Origin of the sequence: Flavobacterium rhizosphaerae, from assembly GCF_046000445.1 — a bacterium.
Taxonomy (GTDB): domain Bacteria; phylum Bacteroidota; class Bacteroidia; order Flavobacteriales; family Flavobacteriaceae; genus Flavobacterium; species Flavobacterium rhizosphaerae.
Map to the genome: position 1 here is coordinate 46,194 of NZ_JBELPZ010000004.1, position 12,881 is coordinate 59,074.

At 36.5% G+C, this 12,881-nt stretch carries 12 protein-coding genes; 5 read left to right on the forward strand and 7 right to left on the reverse strand.

Annotated elements, in window-relative coordinates; genetic code table 11:
• Both ABS766_RS05765 and ABS766_RS05770 read right to left on the reverse strand, forming a co-directional pair.
• Positions 1 to 885: a 3-hydroxyacyl-CoA dehydrogenase family protein gene (locus ABS766_RS05765; RefSeq protein WP_408084175.1), complete on the reverse strand. Its 885-nt coding sequence runs from the start codon at positions 883 to 885 to the stop codon at positions 1 to 3.
• 14 nt (positions 886 to 899) lie between these two features.
• Positions 900 to 1,865 (reverse strand): Gfo/Idh/MocA family protein, encoded by a 966-nt coding sequence (locus tag ABS766_RS05770; protein ID WP_408084176.1) that lies wholly within the window; start codon positions 1,863 to 1,865, stop codon positions 900 to 902.
• Between the two features lie 155 nt (positions 1,866 to 2,020).
• Between ABS766_RS05770 and ABS766_RS05775 the strand changes: the two genes are divergently transcribed.
• On the forward strand, positions 2,021 to 2,668 hold the full coding sequence (locus ABS766_RS05775) for a protein-L-isoaspartate(D-aspartate) O-methyltransferase (RefSeq protein ID WP_408084177.1): 648 nt from the start codon (positions 2,021 to 2,023) through the stop codon (positions 2,666 to 2,668).
• Positions 2,669 to 2,689: 21 nt separating this feature from the next.
• Positions 2,690 to 6,442, forward strand: a complete 3,753-nt coding sequence (locus tag ABS766_RS05780) for a DUF3857 domain-containing protein (protein WP_408084178.1) — start codon at positions 2,690 to 2,692, stop codon at positions 6,440 to 6,442.
• A gap of 43 nt (positions 6,443 to 6,485) precedes the next feature.
• Here ABS766_RS05780 and smpB read toward each other — a convergent pair whose 3' ends face one another.
• The 5 genes from smpB to ABS766_RS05805 form a co-directional block, all read right to left on the reverse strand.
• A complete protein-coding gene (gene smpB, locus ABS766_RS05785; protein WP_408084179.1) occupies positions 6,486 to 6,941 on the reverse strand; it encodes an SsrA-binding protein SmpB in 456 nt (151 codons plus the stop codon).
• A gap of 164 nt (positions 6,942 to 7,105) precedes the next feature.
• Complete coding sequence (locus ABS766_RS05790; RefSeq protein ID WP_408084180.1) at positions 7,106 to 7,513, reverse strand: hypothetical protein; 408 nt, start codon at positions 7,511 to 7,513, stop codon at positions 7,106 to 7,108.
• Between the two features lie 60 nt (positions 7,514 to 7,573).
• Complete coding sequence (locus ABS766_RS05795; protein ID WP_408084181.1) at positions 7,574 to 8,431, reverse strand: aldose 1-epimerase family protein; 858 nt, start codon at positions 8,429 to 8,431, stop codon at positions 7,574 to 7,576.
• An 85-nt stretch (positions 8,432 to 8,516) separates the two neighbouring features.
• Positions 8,517 to 8,951 (reverse strand): SRPBCC family protein, encoded by a 435-nt coding sequence (locus tag ABS766_RS05800; protein WP_408084182.1) that lies wholly within the window; start codon positions 8,949 to 8,951, stop codon positions 8,517 to 8,519.
• A gap of 41 nt (positions 8,952 to 8,992) precedes the next feature.
• On the reverse strand, positions 8,993 to 9,193 hold the full coding sequence (locus ABS766_RS05805) for a hypothetical protein (RefSeq protein ID WP_408084183.1): 201 nt from the start codon (positions 9,191 to 9,193) through the stop codon (positions 8,993 to 8,995).
• 863 nt (positions 9,194 to 10,056) lie between these two features.
• Between ABS766_RS05805 and ABS766_RS05810 the strand changes: the two genes are divergently transcribed.
• Genes ABS766_RS05810 through argC form a run of 3 tightly spaced genes read left to right on the forward strand, consistent with a single transcriptional unit; the run spans position 10,057 to position 12,845 of the window.
• Positions 10,057 to 10,707: a GNAT family N-acetyltransferase gene (locus tag ABS766_RS05810; protein WP_408084184.1), complete on the forward strand. Its 651-nt coding sequence runs from the start codon at positions 10,057 to 10,059 to the stop codon at positions 10,705 to 10,707.
• The gene (locus ABS766_RS05815; RefSeq protein WP_408084185.1) at positions 10,679 to 11,875 is read left to right on the forward strand and encodes an argininosuccinate synthase; all 1,197 of its coding nucleotides are present in this window, start codon (positions 10,679 to 10,681) and stop codon (positions 11,873 to 11,875) included. Before ABS766_RS05810 ends, ABS766_RS05815 begins: the two co-directional genes overlap by 29 nt.
• Positions 11,868 to 12,845: an N-acetyl-gamma-glutamyl-phosphate reductase gene (argC, locus tag ABS766_RS05820; protein WP_408084186.1), complete on the forward strand. Its 978-nt coding sequence runs from the start codon at positions 11,868 to 11,870 to the stop codon at positions 12,843 to 12,845. Before ABS766_RS05815 ends, argC begins: the two co-directional genes overlap by 8 nt.
• Positions 12,846 to 12,881 lie beyond the last annotated feature (36 nt).

The following is a 12,881-nucleotide window of genomic DNA, read 5'->3' on the forward strand; positions in this document are numbered from 1 at the left end:
CTACTTCTTATACGCTATTTTTTCAGCCTTTTTAGACTCTGAGTAATCATAAAAGCCCTCACCAGATTTTACACCTTTTTTGCCAGCACGCACCATATTTACCAATAATGGGCATGGGGCATATTTAGGGTTTTTAAAACCATCATACATTACATTAAGTATGCTTAGGCATACATCAAGCCCAATAAAATCGGCTAATTGCAAAGGTCCCATAGGGTGTGCCATGCCCAGCTTCATTACGGTGTCTATTTCATATACGCCCGCTACGCCATTATATAATGCCTCAATGGCTTCGTTGATCATAGGCATGAGTATACGGTTGGCTACAAAGCCCGGATAATCATTCACTTCAACCGGAACCTTGCCCAGTTTTTCACTGAGTTCCATAATGGTTTTAGTTACTTCATCAGTAGTATTATACCCCCGTATAACCTCTATCAGTTTCATAATAGGCACAGGGTTCATAAAGTGCATGCCTATTACCTGTTGCGGCCTATTGGTAGCCGCAGCAATCTGGGTTATAGATATAGATGAGGTATTGGTAGCTAATATTGTTTTTTCATCGCAAAACTCATCAAGCTGTTTAAATATTTTGAGTTTCAGGTTAATATTTTCAGTTGCAGCCTCTACAACAAGGTCAGTATTTACTACACCATCTTTAATATCGGTATAAGTAATTATGTTGCCTATAGTTTTGTGTTTATCCTGTTCGGTTATAGCCCCTTTGGTAATCATCCTGTCCAGGTTACCGGCAATGGTATTCATGGCCCTGTCCAGGTTTTTTTCAGAAAGATCTATAAGTTTTACATTAAAGCCGTTTTGTGCAAATGTATGTGCAATGCCGTTACCCATAGTTCCGGCACCTATTACTGCTACGTTTTTCATGTATATAAGTTTGGTTATTTATTAAAACAATCTATAATACGGTGTGCCACTTTTAGGGCATTAGTACCGTCATCAAGCGTAACCATTGGGTTTGTGTTGCTTTTAATGGCTTCTGCAAATGTTTCCAGCTCATCTAATATGGCATTATTAGCTGTTATAGAAGGATTGTCAAAATAAATTTGTTTTTTAATACCTTCTGCATTTTGCAGTATCATATCAAAATCTCCTGGTTCTTCCGGGGCATCTTTCATTTTAACTACTTCGCTGGTTTTTTCAAGAAAATCTACTGATATGTAAGCATCTTTTTGAAAGAAGCGCGATTTGCGCATATTTTTTAATGATATGCGGCTGGCAGTAAGGTTAGCCACACAGCCGTTTTCAAACTCAATGCGGGCATTGGCAATATCGGGAGTTTCGCTAATTACAGATACCCCGCTTGCATTAATATTTTTTACAGGCGATTTTACTACGCTTAATATTACATCAATATCATGTATCATTAAATCCAGCACCACAGGTACATCAGTGCCGCGGGGATTAAACTCCGCCAGCCGGTGTGTTTCAATAAACATAGGGTTTTCAATTTTATGGCGTGTAGCCAAAAATGCAGGGTTAAACCGTTCTACATGCCCTACTTGCCCTTTTACGCCATACTGTTTTGCAAGGTCTATAATTTCCTGTGCTTCCTGTAATGTATTTGCTATAGGTTTTTCTATAAAAATGTGTTTCCCGGCTTTAATGGCCTCTATAGCACAATCATGATGCGAAAGGGTAGGGGTTACAATGTCTACCACATCTACAGCATTTATAAGTTGTGTAATAGAGTCAAATTTTTTATAACCAAATTCAGCCGCAACTTTATCAGCATTTTTACTGTTAGGGTCATAAAAACCTATAAGATTATATTTGTCAGACTGGTTTAACAAACGCAGGTGTATTTTGCCTAAGTGGCCTGCGCCTAAAACGCCAATATTGAGCATAAGGATATTTTTTAACAAAAGTAACATTATTTACACCGAATATCCAAAGATGATGATATTAAATAGGTTGAAAATTTTCATCTATTAAATGGTAATGCAAATTGGATTTTTACATTTTACTTTGCTATTTTTACCCCATAACCATTATTAAAGTTTTGAAAGATACTTCCAAACATCAGGGGCTCCGCAACCAGTTAGCTAACCTTTTGGAACAAAAAGGCATTACTGATACCAACGTGCTTGAGGCTGTGAGAAAAGTGCCACGCCATTTATTTCTTAATTCCGGGTTTGAAGATTATGCCTACCAAGATAAACCTTTTCCTATTGGGGCAGGGCAAACCATATCGCAGCCTTATACTGTAGCGTACCAGTCTCAGCTGTTACAGGTTAAAAAAGATGATAAAGTATTAGAAATTGGTACCGGCAGCGGTTACCAAACCGCTATACTACACGCGATGGGGGCCAAGGTATATAGCATAGAGCGCCAGTTAGAACTTTTTAAGGCTACATCATTATTATTGCCCAAACTTGGTGTGAGGGCTAAGCACCTGTCTTTTGGAGACGGCTATAAGGGATTGCCCAATTTTGCCCCTTTTGACAGTATTATTGTAACGGCCGGGGCGCCTATTATACCCAAACCACTTATGGCGCAGTTAAAAATAGGCGGCAGGCTTATAATACCTGTTGGTGGTGAAAACCAGGTACAGATTATGACGATACTAATACGTAAGGACGAAACCCGCTTTGAGAAACATGAAGTAGGTGAATTTAGGTTTGTACCTATGCTTGAAAATAAAAACTAATCAACCAAATAAATTTAGTAAATGAAGAAAATTATTGTTGTTTTCCTGTTGCTTATTAACGCAGCATATTCTCAAAAAACACCTGATAAAGTATGGAACCTGCTTTTAGAAAACAAGCGTAGTGAGGCCCGTGTACTTTTTGATAAAAATTTTAGCAATAAGGTAGGCCAAACTCCAGAATTATTAATTCTTGATGCTTTAATAGATGAGGAATTAGGGCGGTTGATTTTTGACACACAGTTTTTAGAAAAATTTTCAAAATTTCCTGAGAGTAAAAATTTGCTTTACCCGGTATGGTACCAAAATTTTGGTATAGGTAATGTGGGCACTGATGGCTACAATGAATATTCTTATGCAAAAATGGATTTTGTGGCAGCAAATGACTTGTATAAAGATGATATGTTTGTTATATATAATAAAGCCATTTTTGACAGGCGCCGCCGAAATTTTGACTCCTATAAAAATTATATAGCACGCCTTGGCGCTATTACAAAATGGCAGTATTGCGGGGTTTTTGAAAATATAAACGGCAGTGGACTGTATACAGATTACGGCCCCGAAAACTATGCTAAAAATGATAAAACATTTAATGCCAACAGTAATGGTATTGTAAATTGGTATAACCCGCTTACTACTCAAAACGAAGGCTACCATTTTTATGTTAACGAAAGTGAGTATGGCAATGGTATAATATATGCCCAAACGTTTGTAGAAGCCCCTTCTGACAGGCAGGCTGTTTTACATTTTGGTGCAGGTGGGCCGCTGAAAATATTTTTAAATGATGTAGAAATTTATTCTAACGAAAAAATAAAATCTACTGACCTGAATGCTTATCAACTGAAATTTAACCTGAAAAAAGGCATGAACAGGCTGGTGATTAAATCATCATTAAAAGGCAAAAGCGATTATTTTTTCGCAGCGCTTAAAGATATCAGTAGTAAAAGTTTTACTGATCTGGTATATTATGATACTTATAAAGATTACCAAAAAAGCGCGCTTGCAGATATTAACCCTGAAGAGGTTGCCCCTGATTTTGAAGTGTTTTTACAAGAAAAAGTAAAATCGCAACCTGATAACCCATTATTTGCCCTATTGCTTTTTGATGCATATTCATATAATCAGAAGAATGAAAAAGCCTATGAGGCTATAGAAAAACTGGTAAAAAAATACCCTGGCAGTTCACTCATTAACCACAAACTTGTTACGTATTACAACAATACCGAAAATTATGAAAAGGCTAATGAAATTACCAAAAACCTCCAGCTTAACGATGAAGATTATTTTTATAGTATTGCCACTAAATGTAGCGACCAGAATTTTTTAAAGACAGCAAACATACATGAGCTTGAAAAATTGAGGGACAGGTCTAAAAACCTTATTTGCCAGCAATATGGCTTAATACTTGATTTTATAATAGCCAGCAGAAATTCTGACATTGATCTTGTTTTTAAAAAGATTGATGAATTAATGGGGACATCACATCATAATGAGTTATATATTTTACAGTTTTCTACAATGTATACAAGTGTAAAAAACGACAAGGAAAAAACCATTTCCATACTTGAAGACCTTGTAAAGAATTATGAGTACCCTGATGCCGAAACCAGCCTGCTACAATATTATTATGAGGCTAACCGCAAAGAAGATGTACAGAAAATTGTAAATGAGCGTATGTTACGGTACCCGTATTTTAATTATGTGTATGATGATGTTATTTTACTGGCTAATAATGACAATGCCTATGAAAACAGTATAAAATATGCCGATGCCGGCCTTAAAAACTTTCCGTACTCTTTTAGCCTTATGGAAAAAAAAGGAATGGGATATAATTCGCTCAGAGATGTTTCGGAAGCAGAAAAATATTTTAAGGAGTCGCTCATTTATAATTCGGGTAATTCAAAACTAAGGCAAACCCTGTATGATATAACCAAAATGCCTGATGAGATAGAACAGGTAGCTACAGGCGATATTTATAAACTAATACAGCAACGCCGCAGTTTGAAAGATAAAATGTATTGTGATTATGGTATAAACATGCTTTTAGATGAGTATATAGTAAATATTTTACCCGAAGGAGGAAGAAAAACAAAATCAACCCTTATTTATGAAGTTACGGCCGAAAATGGTATTGAAGAGCTCAAGGAATATGAAATTAGCGGTAGTGGGCTTAATATTTTAAAAGCAGAGATTGTAAAACCAGACGGAAGTTTGGTTCCCGGAGACAGAAATTATGGTAATATAGTATTTACCAACCTAAAGGTAGGCGATGTGGTTTATGTGCAGTATGAAACTACTCAAAACAGTTATGGGCGATTTTATAAAGATTTTGATGTAGCCTATTATTTTAATGGAGTGTATCCATCCCGGCAGGCTTACTTTGGTATAATATACCCTAATGATGTTACATTTAAATATCATATACTTAACGGAGAAATAGCTTCTAAAACTAAAAAGGTTAACGGCCGTAATTTTATAAGCTGGGAGCGCAAAGATGTACCTTCTATACCACTTGAAGAAGATTTTTCAAAACCGTATAGCGATATAGCTAACAGAATATCAGTCAACTCTATAAAATCCTGGTCTGATATATCAAACTGGTATGCCGACCTTGTAAAGAAAAACCTTATATTGGATAAAGAGTCCACTGCTGTATATAATGAGATATTCCCTAAAGGAACAGATGGGTTGCGAGAAGATGAAATTGCTTTTAAAATTTATAAATATATAGAAGAAAATATCACATACAGTTCGGTAGATTTCAGACAGAGTGGCTATGTGCCCCAAAAACCTTCTAAAACCATATCCTCTAAATTGGGAGACTGTAAAGACCTTTCTACCTTATTTGTAGCAATGGCCGAAAAGGCCGAATTAAAAGCCAACCTGGTTTTGGTACAAACTAATGGCAACGGAACCGACTGGCTTAAACTGCCTTCTATCAGCTTTAACCATTGTATTGTAAGGGTTACAATAGACGGAAAAGATACATTTTTAGAGATGACTGATAATTATCTTCCCTACAAAGCCCTGCCGACCAGCCTTTATAATGCCAATGCACTGGTTGTTTATTTTGACAAGGCAGAAAATGAAAAATCTACCCTTATAAAAATACCATTTAAAAACAATATTGTTAATGATGTGTATACCAAAACATCAATTAAAGTAGAAGATACTACCAAAAAAATTGAAAATGAGCATACTATTAAAGGAAGTTTCAAAGCTTATTTTAATGAGTTGTTTGGAGACGCTGTTACTGCCGATGTAAGGAAGAAAGAGCTTGAAGAAAATTTTAATAGCAGGCTATCTAAAGTAATTTCTTTTGAAGATGCCCAACTTATAAGCAATGATCGTTTTAGGCCTGAGATTAAGTTTTTAACAAAATTTTCTATCCCGGAGAAACTGCAATCGGTAGGGAGCCTTAGTATTTTGGAAATCCCTTTTATTGATAAAATTTATACACGTGATATTATAGCTAAAGACAGCCGTAATTACGATATTAATTACCCCTCGTATGAATATATAAACCATTATGCTTCAGAAATAATATTGGATATACCTGAAGGGAAAAAATTTATAGAATTGCCTGAAAATCATAGCTACACTTATAAAGGCCATCAATACAAACTAAACTATGAACTTGTGGCGCCAAACAAGCTTAAAGTAACCCGTGATGTTAATGTACCATGGGATAATATTCAAATAGCCGATTATGCAGCATATAAAAAATATGTAGAGCAGGTTATAGCGGCAGAAGAAGAGATAGTAGGGTTTAAATAATCAATCTCAGTAATAAAAAACCGGGGCTGTTGTCCCGGTTTTTTTATTTATATACTTTTTTAATCCTGTCAAGGTCGCGTTTAGTATCGCGCTCTTTAATGCTTTCGCGTTTATCGTAGTTCTTTTTACCACGGCACAGCCCAATTTCAAGTTTTGCAAGCCCTTTTTCGTTAGTAAAAAGGCGCAGTGGTATTATAGTAAGGCCTTTATTCTGAACACTTTTCTCCAGGCTTTTTAATTCTTTTTTATTGAGCAGTAATTTGCGTTCGCTTTTTGGTGCGTGATTAAAATTGGTACTGTAGGTATATTGCTCAATATTAGTATTAATGGCAAACAGCTCATTATTCTGAAATTCACAAAAACTTTCGGCTATAGAAGCCTTACCCAGGCGTATAGATTTTATCTCGCTACCGGCCAATACAATACCGGCTGTGTAGCGGTCAATTATTTCGTAGTCAAAACGCGCGCGTTTGTTTAATATGTTTACAGTTTTCAGCATAAGGAAGGCAAATGTACTAACATTAATTTAATACAGCAATATAGTTAAGAAAGGGTTTGCATATTTATACATGGGCCGTTTTTCGCCAAAACAATATAATCATCCTGTAAACTAAAAAATCTTCCTCAAAAAGGAAGATTTTTATTGCTTTAGAGTGAAAGATATTAATCTGCTGTTACTGTTATAGTTTTTTCTATAGGGGCAGAGGTATCTTCGGTTAAAAACCTTAAAATATATTCACCCGGTTGTTCAGATTTAAATACATAAGGCTGGGTACCGGTAGTTGATGTTGTACCACAATCACAGCCTATATAATTTACACGGGCTACAATACTCTTTGGATAGCCATTAGTTTCATGAAAATTTGAAAAAACGCCACAGCTGTTAGCTATAACAAAAGAGACCTGTAATGTTATAGGCTCATTTACAACGGCAGTATCTGGCCCAGTTACACCTGTGGTAGACATTTGTGCGGTAAAGTTGCAGCTTTGCTCGGGAGCATCCAAGCTACAGGCCGCTAAAAGGCCTAATACTAATAAAAAACTTAAAAATTTTAGTTTTACAATCTTCATATTTATATATTTATTACACTATACAGATACAGGCTCGTGGTTTTGGTTGCGTGAATAAATTTATTTTATTAATGTTTCTATACTAAAACCGGCTTTATAAACTTCTCCCGGATCAAGTGTTTTGATCCCTTCTTTTTTTGAAAAAATGCTGTCGGTTTTTGCATTATCTGCATATCCCTGCCAGGGTTCAATGCAAACAAACGGCGCATCTTTAACCGTCCATATACCCAAATGCGGAAAATCATCAAAAGAAACCTTTACCATATCATTGCCCTGCTTTTGTATGGTTATTTGATTTGATTCAAGCTTTTTAAAAATAAGGGCATCATTTTCAAATAAAGAATAAGCAAGGGGCAGGATAGCGTTTTCCTGCGGAAGAGGCATGGTTTTATCAGATACCAATCCGTTTTCCAGCAGGTTAGCAGTTAGTGTTTCATGTTTTTCAAATTTCAGGCTGTAATCGGTAAAATTGCCGGTCAGGGCAAAAGCCGGATGGGCGCCTATTGAAAAAAGCATTTTATTATCGCCTTTGTTGGTAACGGTATAAGTTATCTCAAGATTGTTTTCGGTAAGAGTATAGATAATTGTAAGTTCAAAATCAAAAGGATATACCCTAAGCGTATCATCAGTAGCCGCTACAGTAAAAGTTGCACTATTACCGGTTTCATTGCTCACCGTAAATTCTTTATCCCTTGCAAATCCATGCCGGGTTAGGGCATAAACATCACCATTATACAGGTATGAATTATTTTTTAAGGTACCTACTATAGGGAAAAGTACCGGAGAGTGTTTACCCCAGTATTTTGGATCGCCTTCCCAAATATATTCATTCCCGGCGGTATCCTGTAAAGAATTTAGTTCTGCACCAAGGGTATTTATAGTAGCAGTAAGTGTGTTATTGGTAATGGTTATGTTCATATAGCATGTATTGCGGGTTGCTAAGTTACACAATACCGTGGTTTCTTACAAACAGGTGTAAGTTGATTTTTGGCATGGTTTGTTGTTACAACAATACGTCGTTTGTTTCGGCAAGTTGTTTTATTTTTTCTGATGCTGTGTGGCCAAACACCCTGCTGTTTTCATAATATTCATCACCCTCTACCAATATCGAAAAATTGCCTATTTCTATAGTTAACCACGTATAACCGTCATCATCTACCGAAAGACTGTAAGTATATCCAACATCATTTACTTCTTCTTCCCATGTTGGTATGTACAGATCATAACGCAATGTTTGATTGGCCTCAAATTCAACTACACTAAGCCGGCTTTCACCGGGCCATTCTATAACCGTAGCCGGGCTAATTTCATAATCGCCAAAATTTTCAGGTAATTTATCCCATTGCCTTATGTACTCTGGCCTGGTAAGTATTTCCCATACTCGTGTTACCGGTGCGTTTATTTTAATGCTGTGTTTTACTACTAAGTCTTTGCTCATAATATTTTTTTTAATGATGTTTATAATACGTTTAGGGCTAACTATACATTAGAGTCGTCACGGGTACGTTTGATAAGCCCTATTCCCGCTATAAAAAATATCAGGCCTACAATTCCGTAAATAGAAGTTGTTTTAATGCTGTACTCCCCGGTTGAGGTGCTTGCAAAAATATAGGCGGCATAAATAAGGCCGGCTATTCCTAAAAGTGTTAGTATAGAACCAAATATTCTTTTGAGATTCATGATAAATTGTTTAAGTGTTTCTACAAATTTCAGTCTTGCAAGGCTATTTTCATAACAGTTTTATAAAATATTAACGTTAAAAAGTATAAAAATATAATCAATTAATTGTTGTAAGTAAAAACTGGTAAAATATTATATAATCAAAAGTTATATATTCATAAAGTTCTATGACGCAATGATTTATTTATAGAAATTTGAAATGTAAACAGATGTTAACCCAAATATTATATAAAAATGAAATTACTATATTTTTTTCTGACGATTCTGGCTTTGATGTTTACAGGTTATCTAATTTGGAATAACTTCAATTTTGATAATATTAGTTTCAGCGGTTTTTTAATCACCTCTTTATTTATAGGTTTAATATCCGGTTTTATTGTTAGCCTGGTAGTATATATAATACGAAAGAGAAGAACTGTAAGTGGGCATATAATGACAATAAGGGAATATTATCAGTACAAAAGTGCCCGTTAAGCTAAAAAAAACAAGTTTAGTTAATTAATATATTATTTATAAACAGGGCATTATTTTAAAAAATAGTGCCTTGTTTATTTTTATTTGGCAGGTATTTTGATAATTAAACAATCTGTACTATTATTTTATTTCTTACATATTTTGTATCTATAAATGCTATACATTTGCAACCATAAAACCTGAATAACGTTGAAAACAACCTCTGTTTTTACATCAACTGTTTTAGTAGGCCTTGCCTACATCAGTAACCTTAATTCATTCCTGAGCCCGGGGCGCTTCAGGCCGTAAGGTCTGTATTTATTTTTGGGCCGGTCCGCCCGGTTCGTCTTTCGGATTTTTTTACCCATTTTATTTTACTGTAACTTTATAATTTATTTCTGTTTGCTGAAATGAATATATCTATTATAATTGCCGGAGAAGAACATTACAAATTTGCACAGGAAATTTGCGATACCATGTATGACTCTGCCGTACAACGCGGCACAGGTATAGCCAAACGTACCCCTGAATACATTATGAAAAAGATGGAAAACAGGGATGCTGTTATAGCTATTGTTGATGGTAAATTTGCAGGTTTTTGCTATATAGAAAGCTGGAGCCATGGTAAGTTTGTAGCTAATTCCGGCCTTATTGTGCACCCGGATTTCCGCAATCTGGGGCTGGCAAAAAAAATTAAGGAGAAAGTTTTTAACTATTCTCAGCAAAAATATCCCGGGGCAAAAATATTTGGTATAACCACGGGGCTTGCCGTTATGAAAATAAACTCTGAATTAGGCTATAAACCGGTTCCGTTTAGTGAGCTTACTGACGACCCTACTTTTTGGAAAGGGTGCAGCGGCTGTAACAACTACGATATTTTGCAACGTAAAGAATATAAAATGTGCCTGTGTACCGGTATGTTGTATGACCCGGCGCAAAAAAAGAATAAAGAAGAAAAATACGAATTCAATAAAAAAGTGCTGGCACGCCTAAAAAGCATAAAGCAGGCGCTTTTCCTAAAAAAAGAAAGCAATGACAAAAAAAGTGGTTCTGGCATATAGTGGGGGATTAGATACCTCTTACTGCCTTAAGTACCTGAAGAACGAACTGGGGTATGAAGTGCATACCATACTAATTAACACCGGTGGCTTTGGCGAAGAAGAGTTGCAGGCCATAGAAAAGCGCGCTTACGAGTTGGGCAGCGCTAACCATTTAAATTTGGATATTATAGATAAGTACTATGAAAAAGCCATAAAATATCTTGTATACGGCAATGTGCTTAAAAACAATACATACCCGCTATCAGTAAGTGCAGAGCGTGTGTTCCAGGCATTGGAAACCGTGCGTTATGCCAAGAAAGTGGGAGCAGAAGCAATAGCCCACGGCAGTACTGGGGCCGGTAACGACCAAATACGTTTTGATTTGGTTTTCCAGACCATAGCGCCTGAGATGAAAATTATTACCCCGATACGCGACCTTAAACTTACCCGCCAGCAGGAGGTAGAATACCTGCAAAAAAATGGTGTGGAGTATAGTTGGGAAAAAGCACAATACTCTATAAATAAAGGGATATGGGGTACCAGTGTAGGTGGTAAGGAAACCCTTACTTCCGGCCAGCCATTACCAGATAGTGCATATCCTTCTCAAATACAAAAAACCGAACCCGAAAAAGTTACCCTTTATTTTGAAAAAGGTGAATTAAAAGGGGTAAACGGAACGTTTGATAAACCTGCAGCAAATATCCAAAAGCTGGAAGAACTAGCTTCAGCCTTTGCTATTGGGCGTGATATTCATGTGGGCGATACCATTATTGGTATTAAAGGACGCGTAGGTTTTGAAGCTGCTGCACCGCTTATTATTATAAAAGCACACCACCTGCTTGAAAAACATACGCTTGGTAAATGGCAGCAGTACTGGAAAGAGCAATTGGGTAACTGGTATGGCATGCTGTTTCATGAAGGGCAGTACCTTGACCCGGTAATGCGTAACATTGAGGTTTTTCTTGAAGATACACAGAAAACCGTTACCGGAACGGTTACGGTAAGCCTGAAGCCGTATCATTTCTCATTAGATGGTATAGAGTCGGAACATGATTTGATGAATTCCGGTTTTGGCCAATATGGGGAGGTTAACAATGCATGGACAGCAGATGATGCCAAAGGCTTTATAAAAATTGTGGGCAATGCACAAAATATTTATGCCCATGTAAACAAAGAACAATATGATTAATATAGGCATTATTGGCGGAAGCGGTTATACAGCAGGGGAATTATTACGCTTGCTTGCGTTTCACCCTAATGCCAATATTGATTTTGTATACAGCACAACAAACGCAGGCAATGCTGTGTTTTCCGTACACGAAGATTTATATGGTACGCTGGAAAATACTTTTACAGATACCGTTAACCCTGATGTTGATTTGGTTTTTTTATGCCTTGGACACGGAAAGTCGCTTTCTTTTTTAGAAGCGAATAACTTTTCAGTTAGTACAAAAGTTATTGACTTAGGTAATGATTTCCGTCTTTCTAAAGATGCGTCTTTTAAAGGTAAGAAGTTTATATATGGTTTGCCGGAATTAAACCGGGATGCCATTAAAACCGCACAGTATATTGCCAACCCGGGTTGTTTTGCTACGGCAATACAACTGGCATTATTGCCATTAGCTAAAAACGGGCTGCTAAGTGATACGGTACACGTAAATGCTACCACAGGCAGTACCGGGGCAGGAGTAATGACTTCGGCTACCTCACACCACCCGTGGCGCATGGGTAATATGTCGCATTATAAAGCCTTTGGGCACCAGCATTTGGGCGAAATTATTCAAAGCCTTAAACAGCTTCAGAACAGTTTTGAGCAGGAAGTTTTATTTATACCTAACCGGGGAGATTTCCCAAGGGGAATATTTGCAACATTATATACAAAACTGCAGTCGGATTTTGAATCTGTAGTTAAACTATACCGGGAATATTATGAAGGGGAGCCTTTTGTAAAGATCACCACAAACGCAATAAATATGAAGCTGGTATTGCAAACCAACAACTGTTTCATAAGCCTTGAAGAAAAAGGAGATTATTTATTGATTACATCAGTAATTGATAACCTGGTTAAAGGCGCCAGCGGACAGGCTATAGAAAACATGAACCTGATGTTCGGCCTTGAGGAAGCCACGGGATTAAAATTAAAGGCACAAGGGTTTTAAGAACCCACAACAATAAACTATAAACCACAAATATAA